Genomic DNA, 18,373 nt, shown 5'->3' with positions numbered 1-18,373 from the left:
CCGTGTTCGCAGGATTGCCTCTGACATTCACCGTCCCCTGGATCCTGACCGCGCTGGCATTGCTTCCGGTTATCTGGTGGCTGTTGCGCCTGACACCGCCGCGCCCACGCGAAATCCGGTTTCCGCCGACCCGGCTGCTGATCGGCATCGATCAGCATGAGGAAACACCGCAGCGCAGCCCCTGGTGGCTGACACTGCTGCGACTGCTGATGGCAGCCATCCTCATCATTGCCCTGGCCGGACCGATCTGGCGCTCCAGCGAACCGCTTGAAACCGGCGAGGGTGTCCTATGGGTTCTGGTTGACAACGGCTGGACATCCGCAAAGGGATGGACCGCGCAGGTCAATACCGCCGAGCAGATCCTGAGCGAAGCAGAACAGAGCGGTCAGCCAATCCTGTTTGCAGCCTCCGCCGAAGGCCCGGGCCAGAGTTTCACACCGGAGGCAGCAACAACCGCTCTGGAAAAACTGCGTGCACTTGAACCGCGTCCCTATCCGCCGCAGCGCGCCGAGCTCAGCATAGGCCTGCGCAAGGCAGCCCAGGAGACACCGCCTGGTGCCGTGATCTGGCTGTCGGACAACACCAGCACCAAAGGTTCGTTTCTAACCGATCTCGCACAGATTTCCGGCACGGCTCCGATAACGGTCCTGACAGGTCTGGACACGCCCATGGGATTGAAGGACCTCAATAACGACGCCGACGCCCTGTCGTTGACCGTTGTGCGCCACCCGGACCAGAGACTGAGCTCCGCAACACTTCAGGCTCTCGATCTGAAGGGACTTGTCCTTGGCGAAGTGCAAGCGAATTTTGACGCTGGTGCGACCGAAACACAGGCGCGCTTCGAACTGCCAAGTGAATTGCGCAACGATATTGCCCGGGTCGAAGTCACCGGTGAGGCCGCCGCAGGCGCCGTCCAACTGGTGGATGACAGCTGGCGCCGGCGCACGGTCGGACTGATTTCAGGCCAGTCGGGCGATCTGGATCAGCCGCTGCTGTCACCGCTTTATTATCTGGAGCGCGCCCTTGCGCCCTTCTCGGACATACGCCGCCCGCGTGATGCGGATATTGCCGACGCTGTACCTTCGCTGATCGAACAGGGCATTTCCTTGCTGGTTCTGGCCGACGTTGGCCGGTTGCCTGAAACGACGACCGAGACGCTTCGCGACTGGATTGAAAACGGCGGCACGCTTGTCCGCTTCGCTGGCCCGCGGACTGCGGGTGGCAGTGACGATCTCATCCCCGTGCGTTTGCGCGCAGGCGACCGGTCCCTTGGTGGTTCACTCAGCTGGAAACAGCCACAACACCTGGCAGACTTTCCGGAAGGATCGCCCTTCGCTGGCTTGCGGGTTCCGCAGGAAGTTACTGTGACCCGGCAGGTACTGGCCGAGCCGACATCGGATCTGCCTGAACGCACCTGGGCCATGCTCGAAGACGGCACTCCTCTCGTGACGGCGGCTCCCATCGGCGCGGGGTCGATGGTGCTGTTCCACGTCACAGCGGATTCCTCCTGGTCGAACCTGCCGCTGTCTGGCGACTTCCTGAACATGCTGCGGCGGATCCTGTCGGTCTCGAACGTGGCTTCCGCCTCTGAAACCGCCGAAGATGGCACGCCGGCAACGAGCGTGTTGCCGCCCTTGCGCCTGCTGGACGGTTATGGCCGTTTCGGCCCGCCGCCGGTAGAAGTCACGCCCGTGAACGCGTCCGTTTTCCGAGATGCGGAAGCAAGCCGCAGAACACCTCCCGGTCTTTACGGCACGGAAGACGGCTTCCGAGCGCTCAATCTGATGCAGCGGGACGACGAGCTCCTGCCGCTCGACCTCTCGGCGCTGGGCGACCGAACCGTGCAAACTGCCTACCCGACCTCCGATCCCTTTGATCTGAGAGCCCTGTTCTTCACGCTGGCCTTCCTGCTGATGATCCTCGATACGATTGCCGTCTTCCTGCTGGCCGGTGGCCTGAGCCGTCTCGGCTTGCGCAGCCGCACCGCCGCCACGGCTCTTGTTCTGGCTTTCGGTGCAGGCCTCCTCGCCCCTGCCGGCATTGATCAAGCCAGGGCGCAATCGAGCTCGGAAGATCTTCTGGCCTTGGAATCGACCCTGGAAACCCGCCTTGCCTATGTGCTGACGGGTAATCCGGAGATCGACGATGCCAGCTCTGCGGGCCTTTCGGGACTTACCCAGTTCCTGTCGGAACGCACCGCGCTTGAACCTGGAGCACCGATTGCCATCGACATCGAGCGCGACGAACTTGCGTTCTATTCCCTGCTCTACTGGCCGATCGATGCGGCTGCCGACAAACCGAACGATCAGACAATTGCCCGCATAGACACTTTCATGCGCAACGGCGGAACAATCCTGTTCGACACGCGCGATCACATCAATGCCTCGGCCAATGGCTTCGCCTCGACACCGGCAACGCTGAAGCTGCGTGAAATCCTGGAAGACCTGGATGTTCCCCCGCTTGAGCCGGTGCCGCCCGATCACGTTTTGACGAAGGCTTTCTACCTGCTGGATTCGTTCCCGGGACGGTATGCGACCAGCCCGCTCTGGGTGGAGAGCCTGGAAGAAGTTGCCGCCCGGGGCGACCGGCCAGTGCGGGCGGGTGACGGCGTGTCACCGATCCTCATTACCGGCAACGATTTTGCCGCTGCCTGGGCAATCACCGAGGCAGGTGAGTTCATGTATCCGACGGTGCCCAACAATCCCATGCAGCGGGACTACGCCTTCCGTTCCGGGGTCAACATCGTCATGTACAGCCTGACCGGCAACTACAAGGCCGATCAGGTGCACATTCCCGCTCTGCTTGAGCGTTTGGGACAATAGGAGACTAGATGGTCTGGTCACTCGCCTTCGATCCCCTCGTTCCGCTCTGGGCCCTTGTGGCAGGCGGCGTTATCGCTGTTCTTCTCACCGCCTTTTCCGGCTTTCTGAATTTGCGTGGCTGGTTGCTGCGCACCCTGACGATGGCCTTGCTGTTGCTGGCGCTGGCCAACCCCGCTGTTGAGCGGGAAGACAGGGAACCGCTGTCAAGCGTCGTTGCTCTTGTCGTCGACAAGAGCCAGAGCCAACGCCTTTCCGATCGCCAGTCGACAACCGATGAGGCCGTGGAAGAACTGACCCGCCGCATCGGTACCCTTGATGGCTTTGACCTGCGCGTTCTGGAAGCGCGAAACTCCGGTTCGGGTGATGGCACCGAGGCGTTCCAGACCCTGGCAAACGGCCTTGCTGACGTTCCGCCGGATCGGGTTGGTGGTGCGATCATCGTGACCGACGGGCAGATCCACGACATCCCCGGCAACGCAGGCGCCCTGGGGTTCGACGCCCCGGTTCATGGCCTTATCACCGGTACGGTTGATGAACGGGACCGGCGCATCGTACTCGACAAGGCCCCACGGTTCGGCCTGGTCGATTCCGAGCAGATCGTCAGCCTGACCGTCGTCGACCAGGGCCGTGGCACGGGACCTGGCGACCAGGTGCGCCTGACCGTCAAACGCGATGGCGATGTCGTCACCGAACGCACGGCCCGGACAGGCGAGAAGATCGACATTCCGGTTGAAATCGCCCATGGCGGCAACAATATCTTCGAATTCGACGCCGAGCCGCTGACCGACGAACTCACGACACTCAACAACCGGGCCGTTGTGACCATCGACGGCATCCGAGAGAATCTGCGGGTGTTGCTTGTTTCCGGGTCGCCTCATGCCGGTGAACGCACCTGGCGCAACCTTCTGAAGTCCGATGCCTCGGTGGATCTGGTTCACTTCACCATCTTGCGCCCGCCGGAAAAACAGGACGGAACGCCGATCAACCAGCTGTCGCTGATCGCCTTTCCGACCCGGGAACTCTTCTCGGTGAAGATTGACGAATTCGACCTGATCATCTTCGACCGCTACGTGCGCCGCGGCGTTCTACCGATGCTGTATTTCGACAATATCGCCCGCTATGTGCGCGATGGCGGTGCGATGCTGCTGGCCGGCGGTCCCGATTACGCCGAAGGTGGCAGCCTTTACCGTACACCACTGGCGCCGATCCTTCCGGCTCGTCCGACCGGCACCATTCTCGAACAACCCTACCACGCGTCCCTCGCCGACCTCGGCAAGCGCCACCCGGTCACCCGTGGGCTTCCCGGATCCGAACAGGACCCGCCCGCATGGAGCCGCTGGTTCCGCGTGGTCGACACCGAGCTCGACGCCGGCCAGACGCTGATGTCCGGCCCGAGCGACACGCCGCTGCTGGTTCTCAACCGCGAAGGCGAAGGCCGAGTGGCCATGCTGCTGTCCGATCACGTCTGGCTCTGGGCACGTGGTTATGAAGGCGGTGGTCCGCATGTTCCGCTGCTGCGCCGTCTGGCCCACTGGCTGATGAAGGAACCGGATCTGGAAGAAGAAGCGCTGAATGTCTCCATGCGCGGACCGGAACTGGTCATCGAACGCCAGACCCTGGGCGAGACCGTCGGGGAAGTCACGGTTGTCTCGCCGACAGGCGACCGGTCGCAGATCGTTCTGACCGAACAGGAACCAGGCCTGTGGCGTGCCGGCATGCCTGCCGGCGAAACCGGGTTGTTCTCGGTCACCGAAGGCGACATGAGCGCGCTGATCCACGTTGGGCCCCAGAACCCGCGCGAATACACCGACGTTCTGTCCACGACCGAGCCATTGGCACCGCTCAGCGAAGCGACGGGCGGTGCCTCTGAGCGCTTGCGGGATGTGGGCGGAGACCTGACCGTCCCACGCATTGTTTCGATGCGTCCGTCAGCGAGCTACGCCGGCAATGGCTGGCTGGGGCTGAAGGCCACTGAGGCGAGCGTCCTCAACGGCATCGACCGCTATCCGCTGATGATCGGACTGCTTGGTCTTGCGCTCCTGCTGGGTGCCCTGTCCCTGACCTGGTATCGCGAAGGACGGTAGCTTTTGTGCCGACCGCCCTCGCGGCGGTCGGCAATCCGCTTGAGCTAAGTACGAACCGATCTGTTGTGTTTGGGGCCCATCCTTCGAGACAGGCCTTCGGCCTTCCTCAGGATGAGGTCGAAGGGAAGCTACCGGCCTATCAATATTCTCTTCCTCATCCTGAGGAGGCCTCCAGGCCGTCTCGAAGGATGGGCCACACCCACCGTCAACCCGCCCCGCGTCACGCAGAAACAACCTCAGGAAGCGACCGCAGCAGATATCCCGCCGTGCACCATTCCGCTCGGAATGTCGCCGTCATTCAACAGCGCGACGAGGAGCCGCGCCGGGTCGACGGGCCCGGGCAGCGTAATGCGTCCGAACGGGACCTGCTGAAAGCCGAAGGGGCTGTAGTAAGGTGCATCGCCGACCAGCAGCACGACCTTGTCTCCGGCAGCCGCCGCCGCTTCCATTGCCGTGCGCATAAGCGCTTTGCCGAGACCCCGGTTCTTGAAGTCGGGAGATACGGTCAACGGACCGAGCAACAGGGCGTCGGTGTCGCCAATCCTGATCGGTGTCAGTCTGATTGACCCCGCCACCTGCTCACCCGCAAGGCCGACGAAAGAGACATCCGGACGATGCGGGACGCCTTCGCGGATCCGGAAAGCGGTTCGCGCGAACCGGCCGGGGCCGAAAGCTTCGGCCTGCAGATCGTCAATTGCGGAGGTGTCGGTCGCGTCTTCGGGCCGGATGACCCATGTGGTCTGTTTCATTTGGCTGGTTCCAGCAAGCATGCAGTCTTTGGAGAAATGCGCGCCTGCCAGTGCCTGGATAAAACGTAAGGAAGATCCAGGATCAGGTCAGCCGCGACGGTGCGGACGAGAGTTATCTCGTCGGCTGGTTCGTCGTCGAAGCGTAAGACCTGCGGTCATCTATCCCAGTCTCGTTGCGATATCAGCGTGTTCGAAAGCCGATATTTCCAGAAAGAGGAGAAGCGGTTACCACGCAATGGCTGCTTCGGTCCAGCCTTTTTTGTCCGTTCTCACCAGTCCGCTGATTGTTCACCGAGCCGGAACAGAGCATTCAATTGATTGATTTTCCGCCCGTGTGCACAACCTAACCAGACGAAGCACAACAAGGGAGCGCATCATGGGACTGCTGGTCGACGGCGTCTGGAAAGACAAATGGTACGACACGAAATCCACCGGTGGACGCTTCGTCCGCAAGGACGCGGCGTTTCGGAACTGGATCACCGCGGACGGGACTGCCGGCCCCACGGGCAACGGCGGCTTCAAGGCTGAAGCGGATCGCTATCATCTGTTCGTTTCCTTTGCCTGCCCCTGGGCGCACCGCACTCTGGTATTCCGAAAGCTCAAGAAACTGGAAGACCTGATTTCCGTCTCCGCCGTACAGCCGCTCATGCTGGAGAACGGCTGGGAGTTTCCGGAGATCGATCCGCTGACCGGTGCGAAATACGCCTGGCACGTCTACACCAAGGCCGACCCGCACTACAGCGGCCGTGCGACCGTGCCGATCCTTTGGGACAAGCACCAGAACACGATCGTGAGCAACGAGTCTTCCGAGATCATCCGGATGTTCAACTCGGCGTTCAACGACCTGACCGGCTCACACCTTGATTTCTATCCGACTGCCTTGCGCACCGAAATCGACAGTATCAACGAGCGCGTCTATCACGCCGTCAACAACGGTGTTTACAAGTCCGGTTTCGCGACCACACAGGAAGCCTACGAAGAAGCAGTCACGGAACTGTTCAAGGCACTGGACGAGCTGGAAGATCGCCTGTCCCGTCAGCGCTATCTGGTCGGAGACCAGCTGACGGAAGCCGACTGGCGACTGTTCACGACGCTGGTGCGCTTCGACGCGGTTTATGTCGGGCATTTCAAATGCAATATCCGCAGGATCGACGACTATCCGAACCTGTCGAACTACCTGCGGGAGCTTTATCAGGTCCCGGGTGTTGCAGACACGGTCGACATGACAACGATCAAGCAGCACTACTACGGCTCGCATGAGAGTGTGAATCCGACCAGGATCGTCCCTGTCGGGCCTGCCCTGGATTTCACCCACCCTCACGACCGCGAGCGTTTCAAGGCAGCTGCCTGATCAGATACGAAACTTCCAGGTGAGCCGGCTCCGGCTTACCCGGAAGACGACATGACCGACCTGGGGGTGGCAGGCCTCACCACTTGCCGCTTTCCGGTTCGCGGCCGGAGCGAAACTCGTCGAGCCGCCTGGCTGTGGACCGCGTAAGCCCCTCCGGCAGAGCTTCCAGCTCAAAGAATGCCGCCTCCTCGATTTCCGCATTGGGCTGAAGGAAGGTGTCCGCCTGTCTCCACTCGGGCATGTGATAAAGCCCGACATGATCCCGGCCTGTCGCTTCTTGGTTCAGGAAGATATTGAGAAGCTGCGGACGGCTGACCGAGACGACACCTGCTTCTTCCAGAACCTCCCGGCAGGCAGCCTCTTCCATCGTCTCGCCCTTGTCCACGCCCCCACCCGGCAGGTACCAGCCCGTGACATAACTGTGCCGCACCAGAAGGACCCGGCTGTTGCGGTCTTCAACGATCACGCGCACCCCAAGCGTGAACGGGTTTCGGACAAGTCCAATTCCCTGGATCAGGCGTGTGGTCACCGACGTCGGCAAGACTGATAATATCTTCAACATTTTCAGGACGTTACCGGATCCAGAGGGGAAATAAAACTTTTTTAACCCATGCAATCCCCGCAGGGCTGACCCGTGAGAATAACGCTCCTCCTTTGTGCACAGCATGCATATATATCGGGCAAGTTGATGAATTCGAGGGCAGCCCTTCTGACCGCCCTAACCTGAAGGAAAATAAAATGTTGAACGCTCTGTTTGGAAAACGCCGCCGCAACCGCAACAATTACCAGTGGAAGCCGGCTATCGACCTGACCAACCCGCGCATCGTCGCAACCCTAACCACTTTCCCGACCAACTAAGGTCGGTCGAAGGAACCTGTACGGAGAAGACCCATGTTCGGATTCGTGAATGTTGTTGGCGCGACGCTGCGCGAAACCACGCGCTCCGCAGACAATAACACCGAGAAAGCGCCGAAAGCCGCAAAGGCAGTCAAACCGGTCAAGTAACCGGTTTCCCGGCAGTTCCTGAACTCACTTGAAAGCGCCGCGTCATTTCCCCTTGACGCGGCGCTTTTGGTTTTGAAGATGCGCGACCATGTCCACATTCACGCTCGCCCATCTTTCCGACCCCCATCTCGGCCCGCTTCCGGACCCCAAGCTGCTGCAGCTTTTTTCCAAGCGGATCCTTGGTTACCTCAACTGGCGCCGCAACCGGTCGAGGATCATGGGCGGCAGTTATCTCGAACAACTCGTCGATGACATGCAGGCGCAGGCTCCCGACCATATTGCCGTCACCGGCGACCTGGTGAACATCGCCCTGCCCCTGGAAATTTCCGGTGCGCGGACCTGGCTTGAAGAAATCGGCCCGCCGGAGGATGTCTCCGTCGTTCCGGGCAACCACGACGCCTATGTGCCTGGAGCCGTGCGCAGGGCCCGCGCGGCATGGTGGCCGTACATGCGCGGCGATGGCGCAGGCAATGTGCCGTCAAACGGCACCAACTCGGAAGCAACCTTTCCCTATGTGCGCAAGCGGGACGGCATCGCCCTTGTCGGCGTGACGACCGGTCGCGCCAGCGGCCCCTGGTTCGCTACGGGCCGTGTCGGCAGCAAGCAGAGCAAGCGTCTGCGGGCAATTCTGGACGACCTTGGCCAGGATGGTTTCTTCCGCGTGGTGATGCTGCATCACCCGCCGTTCCCTCATGCCACCCGTTGGCACAAGCGCCTGTCGGACGCCTCCAGGGTGCGCGCCGTCGTCAAGAGAGCCGGTGCCGAGCTGATCCTGCACGGCCACACCCATGTCGACAGTTTCGAGCATATCGAGGGACCGGACGGGCTCGTCCCGGTGGTTGGTGTGCCATCTGCCACAAGCGCGCCTGGCGGCAAGAAACCGGCGGCGCGCTACAACCTGTTCCGGATCGAAAAGACAAACGAGGGCTGGTCCTGCCAGATGGAAGAGCACGGCTTTGCCGCGCCAGACGAGCCGGTGAAACTGCTCGCGGAACGAGAAGTCGCCATTCCGGGCAGCAAGCCCTGAGGCCCTTCCTGCAGGCCTGACGAGTTGCCCAGAAAGGCACTCACAGGCTTGCGGCAACCAGGACCGATACTGGAGAGTGTTGGACGTCGTTCACAAAAGCCGCCTTAGAGCGGATTGGCGAACCAGGCGAAGACGATGAGGCCGATGACGCCCGCCGCAAGACCGATCCCGAAGGCACCGGCGACGGCCATCCAGGGTGTACGGCTTTCCTTGACACGCACGACCTTGCTGTCGAGCGCGACCTGCCGCAGCCGGTTGTTGAGCCAGTCGCCTTCCAGCGCCTTCTCCCGCTCCAGCACGCGTTCGGCTATATATTCGGTCAGGCAGTCTGCCATGTCATCGATGTTGGCCGTTTCCAGAATGACCACCCGGCCGAGGCGCGTGTCCTTCAGGAACCGATAGGTGCGCCTGTCACCGCCAACGGCCACGTGACTGGTCGCATCGATCCAGAGCCGAGGCGTGGAACCGGAGATGATCTGAAGGGAAAACTGGTCGTCGTCTTCCGGGATTTCCCTGAAAACGTCCTTGAGTTCGTCTGCAAGCATGTCCAGCCGGGCACGCTCGGTTTCCTGGAGCTCAACAACCACGTCCGAACGTTCGACTTCGCCAAGCTGAACCTTCCGGATCGCATCGCGCAAGGACCGCATGCGCGTATGTGGGACAACGTTATCCTGCATTTCAGACATGGGGTACACGTGACTCCGTTGTACTGCCGTTGGTGAATCAAGTCTTAACTGACTCTATCCCGAGTGAAACAGCCGCATGGCCTCCACCTGCGAGCTATCCACTGGCAATGATCCAAACATGGTTAACGGAGATTAAGGTATTTTTGACAGTCGCGCCAGTAACGCGCGACTGGTCTGAAGCCTGTTCATGGGTTATGCAAAAAACATATTGCGATTGCGGAGTTTCGCTCATGAACGTGGACGGCAAGAAATATCGCACGATCTGGCTGGCGGAAGATGGCGGCTCGGTCGAGATCATCGATCAGACAAGATTTCCGCACACGTTCGAGACCATCCGACTGCATACAATGGAAGACGCCGCCCATGCGATCCGGTTCATGCAGGTGCGCGGCGCACCTCTGATTGGTGCAACAGCCGCCTACGGCGTCGCGCTTGCCATGCGGACTGACGCTTCAGACGACAATCTCCATGCCGCCTGCTCGTCCCTGCTGGAAACCCGGCCGACAGCGGTCAACCTGCAATGGGCCCTCGACAAGGCGCGTCGGACACTGGTCCGGCTGGCACCTGAAATCCGCGAGGAAGCCGCCTTCAAGCTGGCCAATGACATCTGCGACGAGGACATCGCCATCAACATGGCCATCGGCATGCACGGGATGGAGCTGATTGCCGCGATCTCGCGGCTGAAACGCGCCGGTGAGCCGGTCAACATCCTCACTCATTGCAATGCCGGCTGGCTGGCCACCGTCGACTGGGGCACTGCGACGGCGCCGATCTACATGTCCCATGACGGCGGCATTCCCGTTCATGTCTGGGTCGATGAAACCCGACCGCGCAATCAGGGGGCTTTCCTGACCGCCTGGGAGCTCGGTCAGCATGGTGTGCCACACACGGTTATTGTCGACAATGCCGGCGGACACCTGATGCAGCATGGCGAAGTTGATATCGTCATCACAGGAACGGACCGCACCACGGCCACCGGTGATGTCTGCAACAAGATCGGCACCTATCTGAAGGCATTGGCGGCAAAGGACAACAGTGTGCCCTTCTACGTCGCGCTGCCGTCACCGACCATCGACTTTTCCCTGTCGGACGGTATCCGGCAGATCCCGATCGAGGAACGCGGCGGCGAAGAGGTCAGCCGCATCACCGGCCGCACCAGCGCCGGCGAGATCGAAACGGTGGACATCGTGGCAGACGGATCTCCTGTCGGGAATCCCGCCTTTGACGTCACCCCTGCCCGTCTCGTAACCGGCCTCATCACCGAGCGCGGCGTGCTTGAAGCAAACCGCAAGGCCATCGCAGATGCCTTTCCGGAGCGGGTTCGGGCAACTGCCTAGACGGGTGTGCTTGCGAGCAGGCAGCCCCATTCCTTCGAGATCGCGCTTAACCGCGTCCTCACTCGATCACAGGCACATGCGGCGCGCGCTTGCGGCCGAGTAGCCCCTGCAGACGCGGGTCTTCGGCAACTTCAATGGCGCGCTTGTAGGGCTTGAAACCGCAGGCCTGGTAAAAGATCAGCGCTTGCGGGCTGTCGCCGGTGCAGGTGTGTACCCAGAGCCGTTTCGTTTCCGGGCGTGACCAGACGATGTCCAGCGCCTGGGCCATCAGCCAGCGGCCAAGCCCGCCACCGATCGCGCCGGGGACCAGGCCGAAATAGGAAAGTTCGGGCTCTTCCGGGTTTGCAAAATCCAGCTCCAGCGTACCGACCGGCTTGCCATCGATGATCGGCAGGTAGTTCTCGCGGGCAGGCTCGGCGAGCAACTGCTCCAGCGTCTTGTCGTCATGAACCAGCCGGCCGAACCAGATCCAGTCTTCACCGACCTCCCGGAAAAGCTTGCGATAGCTGTCGAGATCCGGCGTCTGCCACCGCTGCAAAGTCACGTCGCCACGTGACGGCGCAAGAGGCTTCTCAGGCGCCTGAAGCATTTCCAGGAACGTGACCACGAAGGCAACCTTGCCCTCCGGAATATCCGTGTAGCCATCGAGGTTAAGCGCTTGCGTCGACATAAAACCTCCAGAATCTCGCGTGTTTTTCCGGGCTTAACAGCTGGAACGTTTGTCGCCAAGCCGCCGTGTGCACATCGCGCTGATTTAAGGGCTTGTTAACCATCTTCGCACACAGTCTGTTCAGATCTCCAGGAAGGAGCTGCCATGGCAAAGGTCGGAAACTACGTCCAGCGGGACTACCACAAAACTTTCAGCACGAAGCGGCAGTCGACTTGGTCTGACTACAACAAGGCCTGGAACGGGCGCCGTCAGGCGTCGGCGCAGAAAATGCAGCAGCTTCGGAACCTGGCATCCACCTTCGCGACCATCAATACACAAGCGGCTCAGACGAACACGCTGTTTGTCATGCAGAACCAAGGCAGGCTGGGTGGTTATGCGAACCAGACCGCCGCGATGGCCCGCATCAACGTGCTTGTCTAGATTTTCCCGGGTGAACCGCCGGGCAAAGGCCCGGGAAGATGATATTTTCTCGAAAAAAGTTACGTAGCGTTTTCCGGAGAAACGCGCGTTAAGAGCTTGTTCATTCCTTCGGGAGCTATGCTGTTTCAGTCTTTTGAAAAGGCAAACGCATGGCCAAGGTCAGCAACTACTTCCAACGAGATTATTCCAAACGTTTCAGCTCCAGTCGCAAGGTGTCCCTGGCCGACTACAACAAGGCCTGGACAAAGCGGCGTCAGACAGCCGCAAAGCGTATCGACCAGCTGAACAACCTCGCTTACGTGATGCAATCGATCAACACGCAGGCCTCTCAGGCCAATTCGCTGTTTGTCCTGCAGAACCAGGGCCGGCTGGGCACATACGCCAGTCAGACCGCCGCCATGGCCAGGATTAACGTGGTCGTGTAGCACACCGGGCATGACATCAGCGGGTGTTCAACAGAGGCTTGTTGAACGCACTGATGATTGCCCTATCTCAGATCGAACCGATTGTCTTGAGCTTGATCCGCGGGTGAACTTCCGCCTGGCTCATGATCGTCGTGTGGGCGCGGAAACGCTCGACGATGGAGCGAACGAACGGCCTGGTCTGCGGCGATGTCAGCAACACGGGAACTTCGCCCTGCTGCGCAGCCTGCTCAAACGCATCACGGACCCTGCCGACGAATTCCTGCAGCTTGCTTGGTTGCATTGCCAGCTGGCGGTCGTCACCCTCGCCGATGATGGATTCCAGGAAAGCCTGCTCCCATTGCGGCGACAGCGCGATCAGCGGCAGATAGCCACCGGGCGCCAGATTGGCGGCGCAGATCTGCCTGCCAAGACGGGTGCGCACGTGCTCGGCAATGGTGTCCGTATTGCGGGTCATGCCGGTTGCTTCGGACACGCCTTCCAGAATGGTTCCGAGATCGCGAACCGAAATCCGCTCGCCCAGGAGGGTTTGCAGCACGCGCTGGACACCGGACACGGTGATCTGAGACGGGATCAGGTCCTCGACCAGCTTGGCCTGCTCGCCCTTCAGCTCCTTGAGCAGCTTCTGCACGTCGCCATAGGTCAGGAGTTCGCTGATATTGGCCTTGATCGTCTCGGTCAGATGCGTGGACAGAACGGTTGCCGGATCCACCACGGTGTAGCCACGCAAGGAAGCATCCTCGCGGTACTGGGCCTCCACCCAGGTCGCCGGCAAGCCGAACGTCGGTTCCGTGGTGTGCGTGCCCGGCAGCTTGACCTGCCCACCGGCCGGATCCATGACCATGAAGTGGTTCGGGTAAAGCACGCCGCGGCCGGCTTCGACCTCCTTCACCTTGATGACGTAATCGTTCGCGCCAAGCTGAATGTTGTCGAGGATGCGCACCGGCGGCATGATCACGCCCATGTCGCCCGCGATCTGGCGGCGCAATGCCTTGATCTGCTCGGTCAGAACATCGTTGTCTCCCGTTGCCTTGCCGTTGATCAGCGGCAACAGGGCATAGCCGAGCTCGATGCGCAGTTCGTCCATCTTCAGGGCGTCGGTAATCGGCGGCTCTGGCGGCGGCTTCGGCGCGTCTTCCACGGCCTTGACCATCTCGGCCTTTGCCGCGGCCTTCTTCTTCTTCGACCCGACGGAAAAGGCCAGATAACCGGCAAGACCTGCAAGACCGAAGAACGGGACCATGGGCATGCCCGGAAGCAGCGCCAGGATCACCATAACCGCCGCCGACATGCCGAGCGCCTTCGGATAGCCGGTGAACTGGCTGGTCAGCGCCTTGTCGGCGGCGCCATGCACACCTGCCTTGGAAACAAGGAGGCCGGCTGCCGTGGAAACGATCAGTGCCGGAATCTGGGAGACGAGACCATCGCCGATGGTCAGCAGCGTGTAGTTGTTGGCGGCCTCGGTAAAGGTCAGCTCCATCTGTGCAACACCGATGAAGATGCCGCCGAGAATGTTGATGAAGGTGATCAAAAGGCCGGCAATGGCGTCGCCGCGCACGAATTTGGACGCACCGTCCATGGCCCCGAAGAAGGCACTTTCGTCTTCGAGCGCCTTGCGGCGAGACTTGGCTTCGGCTTCGTCGATGAGGCCTGCGGACAGATCCGCATCGATCGCCATCTGCTTGCCCGGCATGGCGTCCAGGGTAAAGCGTGCCGCGACTTCCGCGATACGGCCGGAACCCTTGGTGATGACGACGAAGTTCACGATCACCAGGATTGCGAAGACGATGATCCCGATGACGAAGTTCCCGCCCATGACGAGATTGCCGAAGGACTGGATGACGTTGCCCGCCGCCGCAGTGCCTTCATGCCCGTTTGCCAGGATAAGCCGGGTGGAGGAGATATTGAGACCCAGCCGCAGCATGGTCGCAATCAGCAGAACCGTCGGGAAAGACGAGAATTCCAGCGGCCGCTGGATGAACAGGCCCGTCATGAGGATCATGACGGAAAAGATGATGGAGACCGCCAGGAACGTGTCCAGCATCATCGGCGGCATCGGCAGGATCAGGAGCGTCAGGATGACGAGAATGCCGGTCGCAAGACCAACGTCACCCCGGCGAAGGGTATCTACAATCTCCTGAAGGACGGGAAAACCTGCAAGACCGGTGGCTGCGGCGGGCGCAGCCGTCTGCTGCTCCGCTGCGGGGCCTTCCGGTCTGCGTTGTTCGCCTGCTGCCGTGTCCGACATTTGTGGTCTGGTTTCCTGTAACCGCCGCCCGGGTCAATCAACGGGCGTGGCCTTCGTTATGGTTCCTGCCGGTGCGATCAGGCCCGGGCTTCGCCCGGTCCCGGAACGCTTATTCCTTCATCGGTATATTGATTCAGCTTGTTGCGCAGCGTCCGGATTGAAATACCCAGAATTTTTGCAGCATGTGTCCGGTTGCCCAGGCAATGATCCAGCGTATCGAGAATGAGATCACGCTCGACATCGGCAACCGTGCGTCCAACGAAGGATCGCGTCACGGCTTCCGCCGTCTGCGCCGCACGCTCCGCAGCGCCCTTGGCGACGCTCAGCGGCGTGCCGTCCGGCATGCGGATCGCCTCGACGCCGATTTCACCACCCGAAGCCAGCAGCACCGCGCGGTGCATGGTGTTTTCCAGTTCGCGCACGTTACCCGGCCACGGATTGGACATCAGCGCCTGACGAGCTTCGACGGACAGTGGCCGAACCGGCACACCGTTGGCTTCCGAGTAGTGCTTGATGAAGAACAGGGCGAGTTCCATGATGTCCGCCGGCCGCTCTCGAAGAGCCGGCAGCTTCAGGTTCACCACATTGAGGCGGAACAGAAGATCTTCGCGGAAATGGCCCTGACGGACGCTTTCGGCAAGATCCCGGTTGGACGTTGCCAGAATGCGGATATTGACCGGAACCGGGCGCGTGCCGCCGACGCGGTCGATCACACGCTCCTGGATGGCGCGCAGGAGCTTGGCCTGCAGGCGAACGTCCATTTCCGAAATTTCATCAAGCAGCAACGTGCCGCCATCGGCTTCCTCGAACTTGCCGATCCGACGGGCGACCGCGCCGGTGAAGGCGCCCTTCTCGTGGCCGAAGAGTTCGGATTCCAGAAGATGTTCGGGAATGGCCGCGCAGTTGATCGAGATAAACGGCTTCGAAGCCCGGTTCGAGCATTTGTGCACATGGCGGGCAATGACTTCCTTACCCGTGCCGGATTCACCGGTGATCAGCACCGAGGCATCAGATGGCGCGACCTGTTCGGCAAGCTTGACCACCGATGCCATGGCATCGTCCCGGTAGATCAGGTCGCCGCGTTCCTGGGCAACAGCCGCCAGAACGGCTGCGATCAGCTCCGGATCGGGCGGCAGCGGGATATATTCCTTCGCGCCCGCCCGAATGGCAGACACCGCGGCCTGTGCATCCGTTTCCACGCCGCAGGCCACCACCGGCACATGCACGCGTTCGTTCTGGAGTTTCTGGATCAGCCCGGCAATGTCGAGATGAACCTCGACCATCAGGAGGTCCGCTCCGCGACCGGACCGAAGCACCCTAAGGGCACCTTCGATATCGTCCGCATGGGTGACCTGGGCCCCGCCCTGCATCGCGATCTTGGAAGCCGTCGTCAGCTGACCGCCGAGCGTTCCGACAATTAACAGCCGCATCCGTTACTTTCCCTATCGATCCGTCTTGATGATTTCAGTCATGGTCACGCCGAGCTTGTCTTCCACCAGGACGACTTCACCTCGGGCGACCAGCCGGTCGTTCACGTAGATATCGATGGCTTCCCCCACCTTCCTGTCGAGTTCCAGAACCGTTCCGGATGCCAGTTTCAACAGGTCCGAGACATGCATTCTGGAGTGCCCCAAAACGGCGGAAATGCGCACAGGAACATCGAACACGGCCTCAAGGTCAGCCGCGGATTGCGGTACATGCATTTCGCCATCGTCGAGCCGGCGCTGCGGCGCCTCGAGCTCGTCGAGCGGGATATTGTGATCTTGCTCGTCGCTCATGCGTCAGTTTCCTTTTCCGCCGACGTGTCGGAGGTTTTGCCGCGTCTTTCCGCGCTGCGCCCTCGCAGGTAGGAACGAATGCTGGCATCGATTTCGGCCTCGATCGCCTTGCGGTCGCGTCTGATACCGCCGTCGGCCCACTCGATATGGCAATCGCCGCGGCCGATTTCCGGCTCGCCGAGGATGACCAGCCGCCCCTCGAAGCCCTTTTCGTGAATGATCGGATCCACCTGGGCCTTCAGCGCCTCGACATCCTTCTCGGCGATGCGGATGACGAGATGCGGCGCCTTGCGCAGCGGTCCCAGGCATTCTGACACCAAAGCCACCGTCTCGGCCAGCGGCTGGCGTGCGATCAGATGGGCACACAGACGCCTGGCCACAAGAAAAGCGAGACTGATGGCATCTTTCTCACGTTCCGCCACCTGCCCGTCCAGGGTCTCCAGCACCCGCGAAACCGCCCCGGCCAGATGATTGACTTCCGCCGTCAGCAAGGTCTCCTGCTTGGTCTGCAGGTCCTGAAGCGCCTTCACCCGGCCTTCCTCGAAGGCCTGGGCCCTTGCCTTCTTGAGCAATTCCTCATGCTGGGCGACCGGAATCATCGGTATCTCCGGCTCGACGGGAGCGACCTCTTCCGGCTCTTCAGGCTCGGAAAAGTCGACGTTGAACAGAAATTTCGATGGGTTGGTCATGCGTCCCATTCTGCTGTAAGTGCCTGCTGTTTGCCGCATCAGTAGATAATTTCATCCTCGCCCTTGGACTTGGAGATCATGATCTCGCCCTTGGCTGCCAGGTCCTTGGCCTTGTTCACCATGCCGGTCTGCGCTTCGTCCACATCACGCAACCGCACGGGTCCGAGTGCATCCATATCGTCCTGCAGAAGCTTTGCGGCGCGCGACGACATGTTGCCGAAGAAGAATTCCCTTGCCGTATCCGTGGAGCCCTTGAGCGCAATGGCCAGGGCGTCCTTTTCGACGTGCCTGAGCAGTGTCTGTGCACTGGCTGCGTCCAGCTTCAACAGATCGTCGAAGGTGAACATCAGGGTCTTGATGCGGTCGGCAGCTTCCCGGTTGTCTTCTTCCAGGGCCGCCAGGAAGCGGGCTTCGGTCTGCCGATCGAAATTGTTGAAGATCTCCGCCATCATCTCGTGGCTGTCGCGCCTCGAGGTGTTGGTGAGGTTCGACATGAATTCCACGCGCAGCGTCTGCTCCACCTTCTCCAGAACTTCCTTCTGGACGGCATCCATGCGCAACATGCGGCTGACGACTTCCAGCGCCAGCTCCTCCGGCAGAATGCCCAGCACCCGTGCCGCGTGGTCGGAATTGACCTTCGACAGCACCACCGCGACCGTCTGCGGATATTCGTTCTTCAGATAGTTGGCGAGAACGTTCTCCTGCACGTTGGAGAGCTTCTCCCACATGTTACGCCCGGCGGGACCGCGGATTTCCTCCATGATGATGGAGACCTTCTCGCCCGGCAGGAAGCTGGCCAGCAGCCGCTCGGTCGCATCGACGTTCCCTGTCAGTGATCCCTTGGAACTGACGCGGCGCACGAAATCCTTGAACAGGTTCTCCAGCATGTTCGGCGTGACCGGACCGAGGTTGGCCATCGCAGCCGAAACCTGGCGCACTTCGATCTCGTCAAGCTTTGCCCAGATCGGCGCGCCATGGGACTCGCCAAGCGCGAGAAGCAGAACGGCTGCCCGTTCCGCTCCCTTCAGCTCGCGCTCTTCTTCGTCCGCGCTGACCTGCAGCTGTTTCTGGAGTTGATCGCTCAC

At 61.0% G+C, this 18,373-nt stretch carries 16 protein-coding genes; 7 read left to right on the top strand and 9 right to left on the bottom strand.

All coding sequences use genetic code 11. The features are described from left to right. Positions 1-2 precede the first annotated feature (2 nt). A complete protein-coding gene (locus tag FIV05_RS13100) occupies positions 3-2,822 on the top strand; it encodes a DUF4159 domain-containing protein (RefSeq protein ID WP_152509853.1) in 2,820 nt (939 codons plus the stop codon). A gap of 8 nt (positions 2,823-2,830) precedes the next feature. Further along, the gene (locus FIV05_RS13095; RefSeq protein ID WP_152509852.1) at positions 2,831-4,906 is read left to right on the top strand and encodes a hypothetical protein; all 2,076 of its coding nucleotides are present in this window, start codon (positions 2,831-2,833) and stop codon (positions 4,904-4,906) included. 236 nt (positions 4,907-5,142) lie between these two features. Here the strand turns inward: FIV05_RS13095 and FIV05_RS13090 are convergent, their stop codons facing one another. Then, a complete protein-coding gene (locus tag FIV05_RS13090; RefSeq protein ID WP_152509851.1) occupies positions 5,143-5,655 on the bottom strand; it encodes an N-acetyltransferase in 513 nt (170 codons plus the stop codon). A gap of 376 nt (positions 5,656-6,031) precedes the next feature. Between FIV05_RS13090 and FIV05_RS13085 the strand changes: the two genes are divergently transcribed. Beyond that, entirely contained in the window at positions 6,032-7,006 is a 975-nt protein-coding gene (locus tag FIV05_RS13085; protein WP_152509850.1) for a glutathione S-transferase family protein, read from the top strand. Between the two features lie 76 nt (positions 7,007-7,082). Here FIV05_RS13085 and FIV05_RS13080 read toward each other — a convergent pair whose 3' ends face one another. Beyond that, complete coding sequence (locus FIV05_RS13080; protein ID WP_286202290.1) at positions 7,083-7,535, bottom strand: NUDIX domain-containing protein; 453 nt, start codon at positions 7,533-7,535, stop codon at positions 7,083-7,085. Between the two features lie 564 nt (positions 7,536-8,099). Here FIV05_RS13080 and FIV05_RS13075 point away from each other — a divergent pair. Continuing rightward, positions 8,100-9,038 carry a metallophosphoesterase gene (locus FIV05_RS13075; RefSeq protein ID WP_152509848.1) on the top strand — a complete coding sequence of 313 codons (939 nt, stop codon included), beginning with the start codon at positions 8,100-8,102 and terminating at the stop codon, positions 9,036-9,038. A 104-nt stretch (positions 9,039-9,142) separates the two neighbouring features. On the opposite strand, the gene FIV05_RS13070 is transcribed toward FIV05_RS13075, so the two are convergent. After that, positions 9,143-9,724 (bottom strand): hypothetical protein, encoded by a 582-nt coding sequence (locus tag FIV05_RS13070; RefSeq protein ID WP_023014621.1) that lies wholly within the window; start codon positions 9,722-9,724, stop codon positions 9,143-9,145. 230 nt (positions 9,725-9,954) lie between these two features. Here FIV05_RS13070 and mtnA point away from each other — a divergent pair, with 230 nt between their 5' ends. Then, entirely contained in the window at positions 9,955-11,061 is a 1,107-nt protein-coding gene (gene mtnA, locus FIV05_RS13065; RefSeq protein ID WP_062487584.1) for an S-methyl-5-thioribose-1-phosphate isomerase, read from the top strand. Positions 11,062-11,119: 58 nt separating this feature from the next. Here the strand turns inward: mtnA and FIV05_RS13060 are convergent, their stop codons facing one another. Next, positions 11,120-11,731 (bottom strand): GNAT family N-acetyltransferase, encoded by a 612-nt coding sequence (locus FIV05_RS13060; RefSeq protein WP_152509847.1) that lies wholly within the window; start codon positions 11,729-11,731, stop codon positions 11,120-11,122. Between the two features lie 144 nt (positions 11,732-11,875). On the opposite strand from FIV05_RS13060, the gene FIV05_RS13055 reads away from it, so the two are divergent. Both FIV05_RS13055 and FIV05_RS13050 read left to right on the top strand, forming a co-directional pair. After that, positions 11,876-12,151: a flagellar biosynthesis protein gene (locus tag FIV05_RS13055; protein ID WP_152509846.1), complete on the top strand. Its 276-nt coding sequence runs from the start codon at positions 11,876-11,878 to the stop codon at positions 12,149-12,151. 149 nt (positions 12,152-12,300) lie between these two features. Beyond that, positions 12,301-12,576: a flagellar biosynthesis protein gene (locus FIV05_RS13050; RefSeq protein ID WP_077292097.1), complete on the top strand. Its 276-nt coding sequence runs from the start codon at positions 12,301-12,303 to the stop codon at positions 12,574-12,576. 67 nt (positions 12,577-12,643) lie between these two features. On the opposite strand, the gene flhA is transcribed toward FIV05_RS13050, so the two are convergent. The 5 genes from flhA to fliG form a co-directional block, all read right to left on the bottom strand. Then, complete coding sequence (gene flhA / locus FIV05_RS13045; protein WP_152509845.1) at positions 12,644-14,821, bottom strand: flagellar biosynthesis protein FlhA; 2,178 nt, start codon at positions 14,819-14,821, stop codon at positions 12,644-12,646. 77 nt (positions 14,822-14,898) lie between these two features. Beyond that, complete coding sequence (locus FIV05_RS13040; protein ID WP_152509844.1) at positions 14,899-16,251, bottom strand: sigma-54 dependent transcriptional regulator; 1,353 nt, start codon at positions 16,249-16,251, stop codon at positions 14,899-14,901. Positions 16,252-16,263: 12 nt separating this feature from the next. Beyond that, a complete protein-coding gene (gene fliN / locus FIV05_RS13035; RefSeq protein WP_022998153.1) occupies positions 16,264-16,599 on the bottom strand; it encodes a flagellar motor switch protein FliN in 336 nt (111 codons plus the stop codon). Beyond that, the gene (locus FIV05_RS13030; RefSeq protein ID WP_208984228.1) at positions 16,596-17,288 is read right to left on the bottom strand and encodes a FliH/SctL family protein; all 693 of its coding nucleotides are present in this window, start codon (positions 17,286-17,288) and stop codon (positions 16,596-16,598) included. The genes fliN and FIV05_RS13030 overlap by 4 nt, the downstream gene beginning before the upstream one ends. A 38-nt stretch (positions 17,289-17,326) precedes the next feature. After that, entirely contained in the window at positions 17,327-18,373 is a 1,047-nt protein-coding gene (gene fliG / locus FIV05_RS13025; protein WP_152509843.1) for a flagellar motor switch protein FliG, read from the bottom strand.

The sequence above is a fragment of the Labrenzia sp. THAF191a genome (assembly GCF_009363335.1).
Lineage (GTDB): Bacteria > Pseudomonadota > Alphaproteobacteria > Rhizobiales > Stappiaceae > Roseibium > Roseibium algicola.
This window is presented reverse-complemented; position numbering and strand designations above follow the sequence as displayed.